The 14,288-nt window shown below is 66.0% G+C and carries 11 protein-coding genes and 1 tRNA gene; 5 read left to right on the top strand and 7 right to left on the bottom strand.

Going from position 1 to position 14,288, the window contains the following annotated elements; genetic code table 11:
- Positions 1-25 precede the first annotated feature (25 nt).
- A tRNA-Pro gene (locus G481_RS0106385) sits at positions 26-102 on the top strand.
- A gap of 173 nt (positions 103-275) precedes the next feature.
- Here G481_RS0106385 and G481_RS0106390 read toward each other — a convergent pair.
- The 3 genes from G481_RS0106390 to G481_RS0106400 all read right to left on the bottom strand — a co-directional run bounded on the left by G481_RS0106390 (position 276) and on the right by G481_RS0106400 (position 3,259).
- On the bottom strand, positions 276-1,190 hold the full coding sequence (locus G481_RS0106390) for a LysR family transcriptional regulator (protein WP_028029288.1): 915 nt from the start codon (positions 1,188-1,190) through the stop codon (positions 276-278).
- 28 nt (positions 1,191-1,218) lie between these two features.
- Positions 1,219-2,421 carry an acyl-CoA dehydrogenase family protein gene (locus G481_RS0106395; protein ID WP_028029289.1) on the bottom strand — a complete coding sequence of 401 codons (1,203 nt, stop codon included), beginning with the start codon at positions 2,419-2,421 and terminating at the stop codon, positions 1,219-1,221.
- 76 nt (positions 2,422-2,497) lie between these two features.
- Positions 2,498-3,259, bottom strand: a complete 762-nt coding sequence (locus G481_RS0106400; protein ID WP_028029290.1) for a hypothetical protein — start codon at positions 3,257-3,259, stop codon at positions 2,498-2,500.
- A gap of 641 nt (positions 3,260-3,900) precedes the next feature.
- On the opposite strand from G481_RS0106400, the gene G481_RS0106405 reads away from it, so the two are divergent.
- The 3 genes from G481_RS0106405 to solA all read left to right on the top strand — a co-directional run bounded on the left by G481_RS0106405 (position 3,901) and on the right by solA (position 8,187).
- The gene (locus G481_RS0106405; RefSeq protein WP_028029291.1) at positions 3,901-4,602 is read left to right on the top strand and encodes a response regulator; all 702 of its coding nucleotides are present in this window, start codon (positions 3,901-3,903) and stop codon (positions 4,600-4,602) included.
- A gap of 144 nt (positions 4,603-4,746) precedes the next feature.
- Positions 4,747-6,933 (top strand): sensor histidine kinase, encoded by a 2,187-nt coding sequence (locus tag G481_RS25025; protein ID WP_051294340.1) that lies wholly within the window; start codon positions 4,747-4,749, stop codon positions 6,931-6,933.
- Positions 6,934-6,993: 60 nt separating this feature from the next.
- Positions 6,994-8,187: an N-methyl-L-tryptophan oxidase gene (gene solA / locus G481_RS0106415; RefSeq protein WP_028029292.1), complete on the top strand. Its 1,194-nt coding sequence runs from the start codon at positions 6,994-6,996 to the stop codon at positions 8,185-8,187.
- On the opposite strand, the gene G481_RS23030 is transcribed toward solA, so the two are convergent.
- The 4 genes from G481_RS23030 to G481_RS0106435 are packed head-to-tail and all read right to left on the bottom strand — an operon-like array spanning position 8,184 to position 13,310.
- Positions 8,184-8,414, bottom strand: a complete 231-nt coding sequence (locus tag G481_RS23030; protein ID WP_035025271.1) for a formate dehydrogenase subunit delta — start codon at positions 8,412-8,414, stop codon at positions 8,184-8,186. The two genes, solA and G481_RS23030, sit on opposite strands and share 4 nt — an antisense overlap.
- A gap of 2 nt (positions 8,415-8,416) precedes the next feature.
- On the bottom strand, positions 8,417-11,308 hold the full coding sequence (gene fdhF / locus G481_RS0106425; RefSeq protein ID WP_028029293.1) for a formate dehydrogenase subunit alpha: 2,892 nt from the start codon (positions 11,306-11,308) through the stop codon (positions 8,417-8,419).
- Positions 11,305-12,831: a formate dehydrogenase beta subunit gene (locus tag G481_RS0106430; RefSeq protein ID WP_028029294.1), complete on the bottom strand. Its 1,527-nt coding sequence runs from the start codon at positions 12,829-12,831 to the stop codon at positions 11,305-11,307. Before G481_RS0106430 ends, fdhF begins: the two co-directional genes overlap by 4 nt.
- The gene (locus G481_RS0106435) at positions 12,831-13,310 is read right to left on the bottom strand and encodes a formate dehydrogenase subunit gamma (protein ID WP_028029295.1); all 480 of its coding nucleotides are present in this window, start codon (positions 13,308-13,310) and stop codon (positions 12,831-12,833) included. Before G481_RS0106435 ends, G481_RS0106430 begins: the two co-directional genes overlap by 1 nt.
- A gap of 188 nt (positions 13,311-13,498) precedes the next feature.
- Between G481_RS0106435 and G481_RS0106440 the strand changes: the two genes are divergently transcribed.
- On the top strand, positions 13,499-14,254 hold the full coding sequence (locus tag G481_RS0106440; protein WP_028029296.1) for an SDR family NAD(P)-dependent oxidoreductase: 756 nt from the start codon (positions 13,499-13,501) through the stop codon (positions 14,252-14,254).
- Positions 14,255-14,288 lie beyond the last annotated feature (34 nt).

The raw sequence follows: 14,288 nt of genomic DNA on the forward strand, positions 1-14,288 counted from the left end.
AAGGGTTTACCCCGCCGCTCACGGTCGGAGCGTAGCGCAGCCTGGTAGCGCACCTGCTTCGGGAGCAGGGGGTCGGAGGTTCGAATCCTCTCGCTCCGACCAAGTCAAAATCCCGAAATCGTCGTGAATATCGCAGCACGCTGGAGCTGTCCTGGCAGCCAATGCGGGCCGATTCCGCTGCGCGCGTGGCGGCGGTCATCGAAGCCAGCCCCCTTTTGTCATGCACCGCATTCACGCGGCAAAACGTGGACCTGTGGGGCACCGCGCGGGCAGGGTCAACCCGTCAGTGCCGCCTTCAGCAGCGTGAACAGCCAGTTCAGCCCCGGATCAGCGGCAAAGGCCTCGTGCACCCAGAAGTTCACGTCAAAGGGCGGCACGTCAAAGGGCAACTCGCGGTGATCGAATTCGCCGTGGCGGTTGGTCTCGACCAGCACCGACACCGGAAACAGCGCGGCGTGATCGGTGCGGCGGATGATCTCGGGCAGGATGGTAAAGTGGTAAAGCTGCGCCGCCATGCGGTAGGGCAGCCCCAGTTCCGCGACCCGCTGCCGCGCCATGCGATAGCCGGTGGCATCGGGTGCGACATCCAGAAAGGTCAGGGACGAAAACGCCTCGACCGTCCAGGGCTGGCTGGCCAGCGGATGACCGGCGCGGAACAGGCAGATGATGCGGTCGGTGGTCAGGTGGCGCCCGACGCATCCGGCGGCCCCCAGCAGCGGCTGATAGCCGACCGCCGCATCGACCTGCCCGGTGCGCAGGGCCGCCGCCAGATCATCCGGCGGCACCCGGATCGACCGCACGCTGACCCCCGGCGCCTGCACCTGAAGCGCGGCCAGCAGGCGCGGCAACATGACGAATTCGCCGGTATCGGTCAGGGCGATGCGGAATTGCCGTGTCGCCGTTGCGGGATCAAAGCTGCGCGCCTGCCGCATGGTGCCCGCGACCAGATCCATCGCCTCCTCGAAGGCGCCGCGCAGGCCGATGGCGGTTGGTGTCGGCTCCATCGTCTTGCCGCTGCGCACGAAGAGCGGATCGCCGAATTCGTCGCGCAGCCGCTTGAGCGCGTGGCTGACAGCGGGTTGGGTCAGGCCCAGACGTTTGGCCGCAAGGGTCAGGTTGCCGGCATCCCAGATCGTCAGGAACACCTTGATCAGGTTCAGATCGAACCGCAACAGTGCCTTGCTGTCCATGCCGCCCCCGCCCGCCTGCGGCCCGATGTTACGGGAAGGCGCGCGGCGGTTCGAGCCCCAGAAGCACCTGCCCGGCCTGTTCGATGGTCAGGTCGGTCACCGCCGAATGCTGCGTGACCACCATCGCATCGCGCATGTAGCGCTGCATGGGGTTGGTCTTGGCGATCACGCCCATGCCGGCCAGACGCCAGGCAAGCTGCACGACCTCGGCCCCGACCTGCGCCGCGTTGGTCGCGCTCAGCCGCATCAGCGTGGTCTGTTCCAGCGAGACGGGATCGCCCTTGAGGATGCTGTCCCACGCCGCCTCGGCCGCCTCGTAGAAGAACGCCCGGGCAGATCGCAGCTTGGCCTCGCATTCTGCAATACCCGACAGGAAATAGCTCCGCTCGCACAGGCGCGAGAAGCCGATGTTGATCTTCTTGGCGCCGGATACCGACTTGGCATGTTCGATCGCCGCGCGGGCAAGGCCAAGGTTGCAGGCGGCATGGACCTGCGCCTGATAGGCCATGGCCGGATAGCGATAGAGCGGCTCGTCGATCACGCCGGGCGCGCCGCGTTCGCAAATCCACAGATCGGGATAGAACTTGTTGCTGACGGTGGTGTCATGGCTGCCGGTGCCCTGCATCCCCGAGACGTCCCAGGTCTCGATGATCTCGACCTCGGCGGCCGGGGCGACGGCCATCATCACCATCGGCGCATCGTTCGGGCCGGCGTTTTCGCGCTGGCCCAGGATGCCGACGCCGATCCAGTCTGCCCCCATGCAGCCCGAGGCGAACTTCCAGCGGCCCGAGACATTCCAGCCGCCGTTCACCCGCTCGGCCTGCTGCACCGGGTGCAGTCCGCCGGCAAAGACCTGATCGGGGCCGGTGGCATACATGATTTCCTGCGCGGCAAGCGGCAGGGCGGCGGTATAGGTATTTGCCGATCCAAAGGCTGCGACCCAGGCGGCCGATCCGTCAACCGTGCCGATCTTGTCCACCATCTTCAGGAAGTGATGCGGCGCCATCGCATCGCCGCCAAACCGGGCCGGGGTCGAGGAACGGAAGATCCGCGCCTTCTTCATCAGCGCGATCACATCGCGCGGGATATGGCGCAACTGTTCGAATTCGGCCTGACGTTCGGACAGAACCCGCAGCAGCTCTGCGAATTCCGGCGTTTCGGTGGCCTTGGCAGGATCAAAGCTGGCAACAGGGGCGCCGGTCTGGGCGCTGGTGCGGTCGATGGCGGTCATGGCGCGTTCCTTTGCTGATGTCTCAGCATGCGCCAGGTTATTTTATTCTTCAAATTCATAATAATAATCATGCAGATTAGCTGTATCTATAGTCAGGCGCGCTGGCATCGTCTGGAAACAGGCGCTGGCGCAACCGTCCGCCCGCCGATGCGGCAATGCGCAGAACGCGCCGCCGATCCCGCTCCATCGCGGCATCCAGCAGCCCTTGCAACGCTCCGCGCGCCTTGAGGTGCGGCACAAGGCCGGAATGGTCGAGATCAGGGAACAACACCTGATCAACCCCCGGCTGGCGCGGAAAGCGCAGCGCATGGGGCAGATCGTCCTGCGCGCCATGGAACAGCCAGGCATGACCGCGCACCGGCAGGGGGGCCACCGGCCAGCGCAGCTTGGGCAAGGCGTGGGTCCAGCGCGCCCAGCGGGTTTCCCCCGGCACGACGCCCGGCGCGACAGACCATTGCGGCGAGAACGCCAGCACCACATCCACCGGCAAGACCTGCGCGGCCACCAGCGCCGAACAGCCGCCCATCGACAGCCCGATCGTTGCGATTCGGGTGACCGGGGCGCGAGCTGCCATCAGCGCCAGCGCCTCGGTCAGCACATCCTCGAACCCCGGCGCATTGGCCCAACTGCGGCTTGCATCCGTCACGAACAGCGCGCGGCGCCCGTCCTGCCCCCGCGCGGTCGCCACGAATTCGGGGGACGGGACACGCCCCGGATCATGCCCGACCGAGGAAAACGCGATCACCAGACCCCCGCCCTCGCCATCGGCCAGATCGACCACATAGGGCGGCCGCGCGATCAGCCGGATCAAGGGGGTGGGCGGGCGGCGGGCGGTCATGTCATCTGCTGCATCTGGGCTTGCCAGCAGATACCACACCCGCCCCGATAATCGAGCGCCCGATCGAGCGGACAGGGTGCCGCAAGGCCCCCGGTGTTCCGATACGCAAGGCGCTGCGGGTGCTGCAAGCCGAAGGGCTGGTCGAAATCCGGCCAGGTCGCACTGGCGGGGCGCGGCTCACGCCCCCCAGGAAACGGCGCTGCTCGGGGCTCTGCACGGGACGCGAGGGGGAAACGCTGGGCGATATGGCCGCCACCGCAACCCGCAATCTGGATCAATCCGCCAGCCGCACAAAGGCAAATCTGACGGCCATTTCATCATCGTGACCAGGATCGAAGGACCATGACCGCCTGTATCGGTCGATCCGACGGGCGAAATTATGCCGGGATCGCAGCAGCAACCCGATGGCGCCTTGCAAATTGCAAATTACACGCATAGGGTGAAATTTCTGGTAATCTGCCCTGCGTGCGACTGGGATTCGCGTTGAACTTTCTTCCCTCATATCGGAAAGGCCGGTTATGACAGTGCAAGATCGCGTCAACGAGCCAACCATATAATTCGCGCTGCTGACACTGGCCCGCGAATGCGAAGAGGCGTTCGCGCCGCTGCTGGCAGCCAAAGGCGCCACGCTTGAGGTTGCGGTGGCGCTCGGGGCCGGCAAGTTGCGCCGGGGCGATCCCTTTCGTCTGCGCGAAACGCTTGACCTGCTGCTGGAAAAACCGGCCGACGGGGCAGAAACCGTTCGGCTGTTCTTCAGCGGCCGCCCCGAACGCCCGCTGACGATCGAGCTGTCAGGCGTGCCGCCGCCAACCTCTCGCATCAGGGAACTTGTGGCCCGGATGCGCGGCAAGATCGAAGATACGCCCTCGGGCTCCATTCGCCTGACGCTTCCCTTCGGAACAACCGACAGCAGCAGTCTCGTTCGCGGGCCTGCCTCTTCCACGACCGCCCCGGCACCCTTTGCCGGCCTGCGATTCCTGATCGCGGATGACAGCCCAACGAACCTGATGGTCATGCGCGAGATGCTGGCAAACACCGGCGCGACCATCACCTCTGTCAGCAATGGCGCCCAGGCGCTGGAGGCCTGGCGCAATTCCCCGCTGGACATGCTGCTGCTGGATATCGCGATGCCCGTCATGGATGGGCTGACCGCACTGCGCACCATCCGCGCCGAAGAAAACGACCGGGGCCTTGCGCCTATCCCTGCAGTTGCCGTGACGGCGAATGCCCTCAGCCATCAACTGGACGAATATGTCGCAGGCGGCTTTGACAGCCATCTTGCCAAGCCCTTTCGCCGCCAGCAGTTGATCGACACCATCTCGGCGCTGCGCGAGCGGGCCTAGCGGCCGCTCCGGCGCGAAAGTTCGCGCACCATTCATCTATTGCCGGTATCCTGACCCACGATCGCACTCTTGGGTTGCGAGGTCGCGTGCAATCTGGTCCACATTCCAACAGCAAAGACACGACAGCCGAAAGCCACCCCCCGCATGATGCAGTGTTTCCGCCCGCATATCATCGACGACAGGGTGGTGTTCACATTCCTCGTCATGCTGGGCGTCGTTGGCGTTGCAATCTGGCTGCGCAGGCAGAAGGGCTTTTTCGGCAAGCAGAATTTCCTGATCGCGCTTGGCGCCATGGCGCTGTGGCTGATCGGCGGCGCCATGGAAATGTCGCAGGTCTCGCTGGAATGCACGGTGTTCTGGGCAAGCGCCAGCTGGCCGATGATCGTGCTGTTGCCGACGGCCTGGTCGTTCTTCCTGATGGAATACTGCTTTCCCCATATCGCGGAACGCGTCCGCCCGCTGGAACGGGCGCTGCTGATCGCCGGGCCGGTCACGGCACTGCTTGTGGCGGCGACCAATCCGCTACACCAGATGTTCTATGGCCCCGACACCCGGCTGGAGCAGGCGGAAGACATACTTTCCGGTCAGTTCGATCACGGCCCGCTGTTCTATCTGCTGGCCGGCTATCTTTACATCTTCCTGGGATATGCCATCGCCCAGACCCTGCTGGGTGCCTTGCGCGCCCAGCGGCCGTTTCGCACCTTTTTCAGCGCGCTCTTTGTCATCACGCTGGTTCCGGCCATCGCGAACCTGTCCTATCTGCTGTTCGGCGTGACGGTCTTTGGCTTTGACCCGACCCCCTTCGCCTTTTCCGCCGTGCTGACGGTGCTGGCGCTGCTGATCGTCAACAACCGGCTGATGGACACCGACGCCATCGCGCGCAACGTGCTGTTCTACATCGTGCCGGACCCGGTGATCGTGATCGACCCCGCCGGCAACCTGCTCAGCGCCAACCCCGAAGGGCGCCGGCTGATCGGCACCGATCACCCGCAAGCCGGGCTGCCGCAACAGGCGGCCGACTGGCTGGAGCCGCTGGTGCGCGCCATCCTGACCGGCAAGCCCGACGCGCTTTGTGTCCAGACCGTCGGCGGGCGCGATTATTCCGTTTCGGTCGCGCCGATGACCCGGCCGCTGAATGAAAAGGCGGCACCCGTGGGCTGGGTGGTGCGGATGCACGACGTCACGCAGCGTCAGCAGCTGCAACGCGCGCTCAGTGCCGAACGCGATCTGCAGGCCGCGCTGACCGAAACAAGCCTGGCAGGCCTGCTGGCGCTGGACGAAACCGGCACCTTCCTGTTCGTCAACGCCGAGGCCGAGCGGATTCTGGGCATCCGCCTGACACCCGGCACCCCTATCCGCCATGACGATCCCGAATGGGATATCCGGCTTCCCGATGGCAACAGCATCCCCGGCCTTGACGACATGTTGCGCCGCGCCCTGATTGACGGCACGCCGATCCGCGATGAACGCCTGTCGCTGATCCGCCGATCGGATGGCGAGCGGCGCATCGTCTCGCTGAACGCAACGCATCTGGCCCCCGAACGCCACAGCCGGGTGCGCATCGTCTTTTCCATTGCCGATGTGACCGAGCAATATCGCCACGAACAGCACCTGACCGAGGCCGTTCAGCGGGCCGAGGCTGCAAGCCGCGCGAAATCGCAGTTCCTTGCCAATATGAGCCACGAGATTCGGACCCCGCTGAACGGGGTTCTGGGCATGGCCGAGGTGCTGTCCGATGCCGTCACCACACCGGAACAGCGGGCCATGGTGGCCACCATCCGCGATTCGGGCGAATTGCTGCTGGCGCTGTTGAACGACATTCTGGACATGGCCAAGATCGAGGCGGGCAAGATGGTGCTGGAAAGCGCGCCCTTTGCCCCGATCGACCTGGCCGAGCGGATCGACACCCTGTTCTGGCGTCAGGCCGATGCCAAGGGCCTGTCCTTTTCGGTCATGGTGCCGGGCGGGGCGCTGCAATCGCGGATCGGCGATCCGCATCGCCTGCAACAGGTCATGCAGAATCTGGTCAGCAATGCCGTCAAGTTCACTGTCTCGGGCGAAGTGCTTGTCACCCTGTCGGACGCCAGGGACGGCGCGCTTCACTTCGAGGTGCGCGATACCGGCATCGGCATGACCGCCGAACAGACCGCGCGGATCTTTGACGAATTCGAACAGGCCGATGGCAGCACCACCCGGCGCTTTGGTGGCAGCGGGCTGGGCATGGCCATCGTGCGCCATATCGTCGAGGCGATGGGCGGCACCATCGCTGTCGAAAGCCAGCCGGACAAGGGAACCACGGTGCGCGTCCGCTTGCCGCTGCCGATCGCCTAGGGCTGCCCCTTGCAACCCGCCGCGCCGCGCCCCATCCTGCGCGCAACATACGAGTGGGGCATGGGTATGGTGACGCAAAGCGGCTGCGAACTTGTGGTGATCGGCCTGGGCGCCATGGGCAGCGCGGCGCTGTATCAGGCCGCCCGGCGCGGCGCGCGGGTGATCGGCATCGACCGCCACGCCCCGCCGCATACCCTGGGCTCGACCCATGGCGAGACGCGGATCACCCGGCAGGGCATAGGCGAGGGTGCGGACTATGTGCCGCTGGTGCTGCGCGCGCATCAGATCTGGGACGAGCTGGAAGCGGCCACCGGCACCCGCATCCTGACCCGCTGCGGCGCGCTGTTGATCGCGCGTCCGGGCGATACGGCCGACCGTGGCCTGCGCACCGATTTCCTTGGCCGCACGCTTCAGTCGGCCAGGACCTTTGGTATCGCGCATGACGTGCTGGGCACCGACGATCTGCGCCACCGTTTCCCGCAATTCGCCATCGCAGACGACGAGGTCGGCTATTTCGAACCCGGCGGCGGCTGGGTCAGCCCCGAAGCCGCGATCACCGCCCAACTGACCGAGGCCGCGCGGATGGGCGCCGAGCTGCGCACCCAAACCATCGTCACCGGCATAAGCCAGCATGGCGCCGGTGTGGTGGTGACACTGGCCGATGGCGCGACGATCCAGGCGGATCGGGCCATCCTGTCGGCCGGGGCCTGGGTCGCGGATTTCCTGCCATCCGCGATGCGCCCGCTGTTCCAGCCTCATCGCCAGATGCTGCACTGGTTCGCCCTTGAGGCCCCGGACCTCGCGCCGACCTGGGTGAACGGCCCGGTCTACATGTGGCCGCACGGCGATGGTCAGGACGATTTCTTCTACGGCTTCCCCAGTCTTGACGGTGGGCTGACGCTGAAGGTCGCGAACGAGCAATACGATGCGCTGGTCGATCCGAACGATTTCAACCGGCAGGTCGGCGCCGATGAATCGCGCCGCTTCTTTGACCACAGCCTTGCCGGGCGCTTGCGCGGGCTGACCCCGCAGGTCGTCAAGGCATCGACCTGCCTTTACACGGTGACGCCCGATTCCGCCTTTGTCATCGACGATCACCCGGATATGGACCGCGTTCAGCTTGTCTCGCCCTGTTCGGGCCACGGGTTCAAGCATTCTGCCGCAATCGGCGAATGTGCGGCGCTTCGCGCGCTGGACGGCACCAGCCCGATCGACCTCTCGGCCTTTGCCCTGTCGCGGCAGACCGGCGGCTAGGGCGCCTCGGCCGGCGGGCGGATCAGCGGGGCCGCGGCGATCACCATGGGCATCAGCCCCGCGCCGCCCCGCGCCAGGTGATCAAGCAACCGGCCCCGCATCCGCGGATCCCAGAAATCGTTGATATGACCGGCAAGGCCCGCCACCCCCTCGGCCTCGGGTTTCGAGGCCATGAAGGTGGCGATCTGGTTCGCCATGCGGATCAGTTTTGCATCGCCCTGATCCATGGCTATTCTGCCGCCGGAAGGATGCGCCGGGCCTGCGCGGCCTGGGCGGCATAGTCCTTTTGCCAGTCCGTCGGGCCGTTCGAGGGGCTGACCTGCACCGCCGTCACCTTGTATTCCGGGCAGTTGGTCGCCCAGTCCGAATAATCGGTGGTGATGACATTGGCCTGCGTCTCGGGGTGGTGGAAGGTGGTATAGACCACACCGGGGGCCACGCGGTCGGTCAGGTTCGCCCGCAGGGTGGTTTCGCCCGATCGGCTGGCCAGCCGCACCCAATCGCCGTCACGGATCCCGCGCACCTCGGCATCATGTGGGTGGATTTCCAGCACGTCCTCGGGGTGCCAGGCTACGTTGTCGGTGCGCCGGGTCTGGGCGCCGACGTTGTATTGCGAGAGGATGCGCCCGGTGGTCAGCAGCAGCGGATAGCGCGGCCCGGTCTTTTCATCCGTCGCGACATAGTCGGTGCGGATGAACCGGCCCTTGCCGCGCACGAAGCCATCGACATGCATCAAGGGCGTGCCCTCGGGCGCCGCCGCATTGCAGGGCCATTGCACCGATCCCAGCCGGTCCAGCAGATCATAGGTCACCCCGGCAAAGCTGGGCGTGGTCGCCGCGATCTCGGCCATGATCTGTGAAGGGTGCGTATACCCCCAACCCGCGCCCATGGCATTGGCCAGCATCTGGGTGACTTCCCAATCGGCAAACCCTGCCTTGGGCGCCATCACCCGGCGCACCCGGTTGATGCGGCGTTCGGCATTGGTGAAGGTGCCGTCCTTTTCCAGAAAGCTGGATCCGGGCAGGAAGACATGGGCATAATTCGCCGTCTCGTTCAGGAACAGATCGTGGACGATCACGCAGTCCATCGCCGCCAGACCCGCCGCGACATGGTGGGTGTCGGGGTCGGATTGCAGGATATCCTCGCCCTGACAGTAAAGGCCGCGGAACGTGCCCTCGACCGCCGCGTCCAGCATGTTGGGGATGCGCAGGCCCGGTTCATGGTCGATGGGAACGCCCCAGGCGGCCTCGAAGATCGCCCGCACCTCGGGGTGTTTGACATGGCGATAGCCGGGCAATTCGTGCGGGAACGATCCCATGTCGCAACTGCCCTGCACGTTGTTCTGCCCGCGCAAGGGGTTCACCCCCACGCCGGGGCGGCCGATATTGCCGGTCAGCATTGCAAGGTTCGCAATGGCAATCACGGTGGTGGACCCTTGCGAATGCTCGGTCACGCCCAGCCCGTAATAGATCGCCGCATTCCCCCCCGTGGCATAGAGCCGGGCCGCCGCGCGGATTTCGGCTGCGGGAACGCCGGTGACGGATTCCACCGCCTCGGGGGAATGGCGCGGGTCCGCGATGAATTCGGCATAGTCCAGAAACTCGTTCCAGTCGCAGCGGTTGCGGATGAACCCCTCATCATGCAGCCCTTCGGTGACGATCACATGCGCCAGCGCCGAGACCACGGCCACATTGGTGCCGGGTGTCAGTGCCAGATGATGGACGGCGCGGTAATGCGCGCCTTCGACCGTTTCGGTCCGGCGCGGGTCGATGACGATCAGCTTGGCCCCCTGCCGCAGTCGCCGTTTCAGGCGGCTGGCAAAGACCGGATGCGCGGCCGCCGGATTGGCCCCGATCACCAGCGCCACATCGCAATGATCCACGCTGTCGAAATCCTGCGTGCCCGCGCTGGTGCCATAGGTCTGGCCCAGCCCGTAGCCGGTCGGCGAATGGCACACCCGCGCGCAGGTATCGGTGTTGTTGTTGCGAAACACCGCGCGGGCCAGCTTTTGCACCAGATAGGTTTCCTCGTTGGTGCAGCGGCTGGAGGTGATGACCCCGATCGACCGCCGGCCATGGCGTTCCTGAATGGACCGCAGGCGCGTCGCGGCGAAATCCAGCGCCTCGGCCCAGCTGACCTCTTGCCACGGGTCGGTGATCGCCTCGCGGATCATCGGCTTCAGGATGCGGTCCTTGTGGGTGGCATAGCCCCAGGCAAAGCGGCCCTTGACGCAGGAATGGCCGCGGTTGGCCTTGCCCTGTTTCCAGGGCACCATGCGCACCAGCTCCTCGCCGCGCATCTCGGCCTTGAACTGGCAACCGACACCGCAATAGGCGCAGGTGGTCAGGACCGACCGCTCGGGCGCGCCGATCTGGATCACGGTGTTTTCGGTCAGGGTGGCGGTCGGGCAGGCCTGCACGCAGGCGCCGCAAGAGACACAATCCGACGACAGGAAATCCGCCGCCCCGGTGGAGACCCGGCTGTCCCAGCCGCGTCCGTCGATGGTCAGCGCAAAGGTGCCCTGCACCTCTTCGCAGGCGCGGACACAGCGGTTGCAGACGATGCATTTCGCCGGATCATAGGTGAAATAGGGGTTCGACTGATCCTTGGGCAGCCAGTCCGGGTTCGGCTCGCCCGAGGTGTTTCGCGCGCGAAAATGTGTTGCCATTTCATTAACTTGCGGCGAGTCATACCGCACCTCGCGCAGGCCGACCGCCCCGGCCATGTCCTGCAGTTCGCAATCGCCATTGGCCGCGCAGGTCAGGCAATCCAGCGGGTGGTCCGAGATATAGAGCTCCATCACCCCGCGGCGCAGCTGTTTCAGCTTGGCTGTCTGGGTGTGAACCTTCAGCCCCGCCGCCACCGGGGTTGTGCAACTGGCCGGCGTGCCCGCGCGGCCCTCGATCTCGACAAGGCACAGACGGCACGATCCGAAGGCCTCAAGGCTGTCGGTCGCGCACAGTTTCGGCACGCTGATGCCGATTTCCGCCGCCGCACGCAGGATGCTGGTGCCTTCGGGCACCGTCACCGCAAAGCCGTCGATTTCCAGCGTGACCATGGTGGTCGACCGGCTGGCCGGCGTGCCCATGTCGCGATCGGATGGCAGGATGAAATCCTTCATTCGGCAGCCTCCCGGTGGGGGATGAAATCGCCCGGAAAATGGGTCAGCGCGGACATCACCGGATAGGGGGTAAAGCCCCCCAGCGCGCACAAGGATCCGGCCTTCATCGTCTCGCACAGATCGGTCAGCAGCGGGATTGCGGCGGCGTCGCCTTGCGCGATCCGGTCCAGCGTTTCGACACCGCGCACCGCGCCTATCCGGCAAGGGGTGCATTTGCCACAGCTTTCGATGGCACAGAATTCCATCGCAAAGCGGGCCATCTGCAACATGTCGGTGCGCTCATCGACCACTGTCAGGCCGGCGTGACCGATCAGCCCGCCGGCCGCGGCGAAATGTTCATAGGTAAAGGGCGTGCCGAACAGCGCAGGCGGGAACCAGGCCCCCAGCGGCCCGCCCACCTGCACCGCCTTGACCGGCCGGCCCGAGGCCGTGCCGCCGCCGATATCGTTGACGATCTCGCCCAGTGTCAGACCAAAGGCTGCCTCGAACAACCCGCCAAAGCGCACATTCCCCGCCAGTTGCAGCGCCATGGTCCCGCACGAACGGCCCATGCCGAAATCGCGATAGAACGCGGCCCCCCGATCCAGGATCACCGGCACCGAGGCCAGCGAGATCACATTGTTCACCACCGTCGGCCGCCCCAGAAATCCCTGCAGCGCCGGCAATGGCGGCTTGGCGCGCACCACGCCGCGCTTGCCTTCAAGGCTGTTGAGCAGGCTGGTTTCCTCGCCGCAGACATAGGCCCCGGCGCCAACCCGGACCTCGATGTCGAAGGCATGGGCCGATCCAAGCACCGATGGCCCCAGCACCCCCGCCGCGCGGGCAATGGCGATGGCGCGGCGCATCTGGTCCACCGCCCCCGGATATTCCGACCGAATATAGACATAGCCCCGGTCGGCCCCGACGGCGATGCCGGCAATCGCCATGCCCTCGATCAGCGTGAAGGGGTCGCCCTCCATCAGCATCCGGTCGGCAAAGGTGGCGCTGTCGCCCTCGTCGGCATTGCAGACGATGTATTTCTGCGGCCCCGGCGCATCGTGAACGGTCTGCCACTTGAGGCCGGTGGGAAAGCCCGCCCCGCCCCGGCCCCGCAGGCCCGAGTCGGTGATCTGCCGCACCACCTGCGCGGGGGGCATTTCCAGCGCGCGGCGCAGGCCCCGCAGGCCGCCGTGCTGTTCGTAATCTGCGATCGACAGCGGGTCGATCACCCCCACGCGGGCAAAGGTCAACCGGGTCTGACGGGCCATCCACGGCAGATCGTCCGTCCGCCCCAGCGCCTTGGGGTGCGCGCCGGGCGCATCGAACAGCGCAGGAACATCGGCAGGTTCCATCGGCCCAAAGGCAAGCCGGCCCTGATCGGTTTCCAGCTCTACCAGCGGCTCGAGCCAGATCATCCCCCGGCTGCCATTGCGCACGATGGCCACGTCCAGCCCGCGCGCCTTTGCTTCGGTGCGGATCGCGTCGGCCACCTCATCGGCGCCCAGTGCGCGGGCGGCAGTATCCATGGGAACATAGATCCGCATCAGTCCAGCCCCGCGACAATCCGGTCCAGCCGGGCGGCATCCAGCCGGGCGACTGGCCGGCCATCCACCATGGCCGCAGGACCGCAAGCGCACAGGCCCAGACAGAACACCGGCTCCAGCGTCACGCGGCCATCGGGGGTGGTGCCGTGCCAGTCCAGCCCCAGACGATCGCGCGCATGATCGGCCAGCGCGGCGCCGCCCACGGCCTGACAGGCCTCGGCCCGGCAGATCCGCAGCACATGGCGCCCGGCCGGCGCCTGCCGGAAGTCATGGTAGAAGCTGACGACGCCATGCAGCTCGGCCGCCGGGATCGGCAAGGCCTGCGCGATCTGCGGCAGCACATCGGGGGGGATATGGCCAAAGGCCGCCTGCACATCGTGCAGGATCGGCAGCAACGGCCCTTCGGCGCCGTGATGGCGCGCGACGATTTCGGCGACCGCGGCCCCGCGCGCGGATGCCGGCTCGGCGTCATGGGTCATCTGAACTCTCTCCCTGACGCCAGCATAGGCGCGCACCCCGCCGCGCGGCAAATCAAAGATCGCGCCAGCCGGCCGCAAAGGCGATGCACCGTGATATGATGACGCGGCCGGGGCAAAATCCTCACCCCCGCGTCACATGCCGGGTATAGTGAGAAAGCCCCAGACACGACACCACAAGGAGAATGGCCATGGATCTGCGTTTCGACGGCAAGACGATCATCGTGACGGGGGCCGGCTCTGGCATCGGCGCCGCGACCGCCGAGGAACTGGCCAGCAGCGGCGCAACCGTGATCGTGGCCGACCTGAACCTTGCCCATGCCGAAAAGATCGCCGCAGACATCGCGGCCAAGGGGGGGAAGGCCCATGCCGTGACGGTGGATGTCGCCAAGGCCGAAAGCGTCAAGACCATGGTCGAGACTGCCGTTGCCAGGACCGGCGCGCTGCATGGCATCGTCAACAATGCGGGCATCGGCGGGCCGCAGGCGCCAACGGGCGATTACGACCTGTCGGGCTGGCAAAAGGTGATCGACATCAACCTGTCGGGCGTCTTTTACGGCATGCGCTTTGCCATCCCCGAGATCGCCAGGGCAGGCGGCGGCGCGGTGGTCAACGTGGCCTCGATCCTGGGGTCGGTCGGGTTTGCGAATTCGGTCGCCTATGTCAGCGCCAAGCACGGCGTGGTGGGCGCGACCAAGAATGCCGCGCTGGAACATGCGGCCGCAGGCGTTCGGGTCAATTCGGTTGGTCCGGGCTTCATCCACACGCCCATGGTCGAAGAGGCGCTTGATGCCGACACGCTGAAGTTTCTGGAAGGCAAGCACGCCCTCAATCGCCTTGGCCGGGCCAATGAGGTGGCGGCGCTGATCGTGTTCCTGCTTTCGGACCGGGCAAGCTTCATCACCGGATCCTATCATCTGGTCGATGGCGGTTATACCGCCCAGTGACCCGACCAGTGACCCGGGGGCCCGCAGGTCATCC

It is taken from the genome of Gemmobacter nectariphilus DSM 15620, from assembly GCF_000429765.1.
Lineage (GTDB): Bacteria > Pseudomonadota > Alphaproteobacteria > Rhodobacterales > Rhodobacteraceae > Wagnerdoeblera > Wagnerdoeblera nectariphila.

What these genes read in the sequence shown, in the direction of transcription:
- G481_RS0106390 (WP_028029288.1), bottom strand. Translation starts at nt 1,190, where the DNA reads ATGGACAGCAAGGCACTGTTGCGGTTCGATCTGAACCTGATCAAGGTG.
- G481_RS0106395 (WP_028029289.1), bottom strand. Translation starts at nt 2,421, where the DNA reads ATGACCGCCATCGACCGCACCAGCGCCCAGACCGGCGCCCCTGTTGCC.
- G481_RS0106400 (WP_028029290.1), bottom strand. Translation starts at nt 3,259, where the DNA reads ATGACCGCCCGCCGCCCGCCCACCCCCTTGATCCGGCTGATCGCGCGG.
- G481_RS25025 (WP_051294340.1), top strand. Translation starts at nt 4,747, where the DNA reads ATGATGCAGTGTTTCCGCCCGCATATCATCGACGACAGGGTGGTGTTC.
- solA (WP_028029292.1), top strand. Translation starts at nt 6,994, where the DNA reads ATGGGTATGGTGACGCAAAGCGGCTGCGAACTTGTGGTGATCGGCCTG.
- G481_RS23030 (WP_035025271.1), bottom strand. Translation starts at nt 8,414, where the DNA reads ATGGATCAGGGCGATGCAAAACTGATCCGCATGGCGAACCAGATCGCC.
- fdhF (WP_028029293.1), bottom strand. Translation starts at nt 11,308, where the DNA reads ATGAAGGATTTCATCCTGCCATCCGATCGCGACATGGGCACGCCGGCC.
- G481_RS0106430 (WP_028029294.1), bottom strand. Translation starts at nt 12,831, where the DNA reads ATGCGGATCTATGTTCCCATGGATACTGCCGCCCGCGCACTGGGCGCC.
- G481_RS0106435 (WP_028029295.1), bottom strand. Translation starts at nt 13,310, where the DNA reads ATGACCCATGACGCCGAGCCGGCATCCGCGCGCGGGGCCGCGGTCGCC.
- G481_RS0106440 (WP_028029296.1), top strand. Translation starts at nt 13,499, where the DNA reads ATGGATCTGCGTTTCGACGGCAAGACGATCATCGTGACGGGGGCCGGC.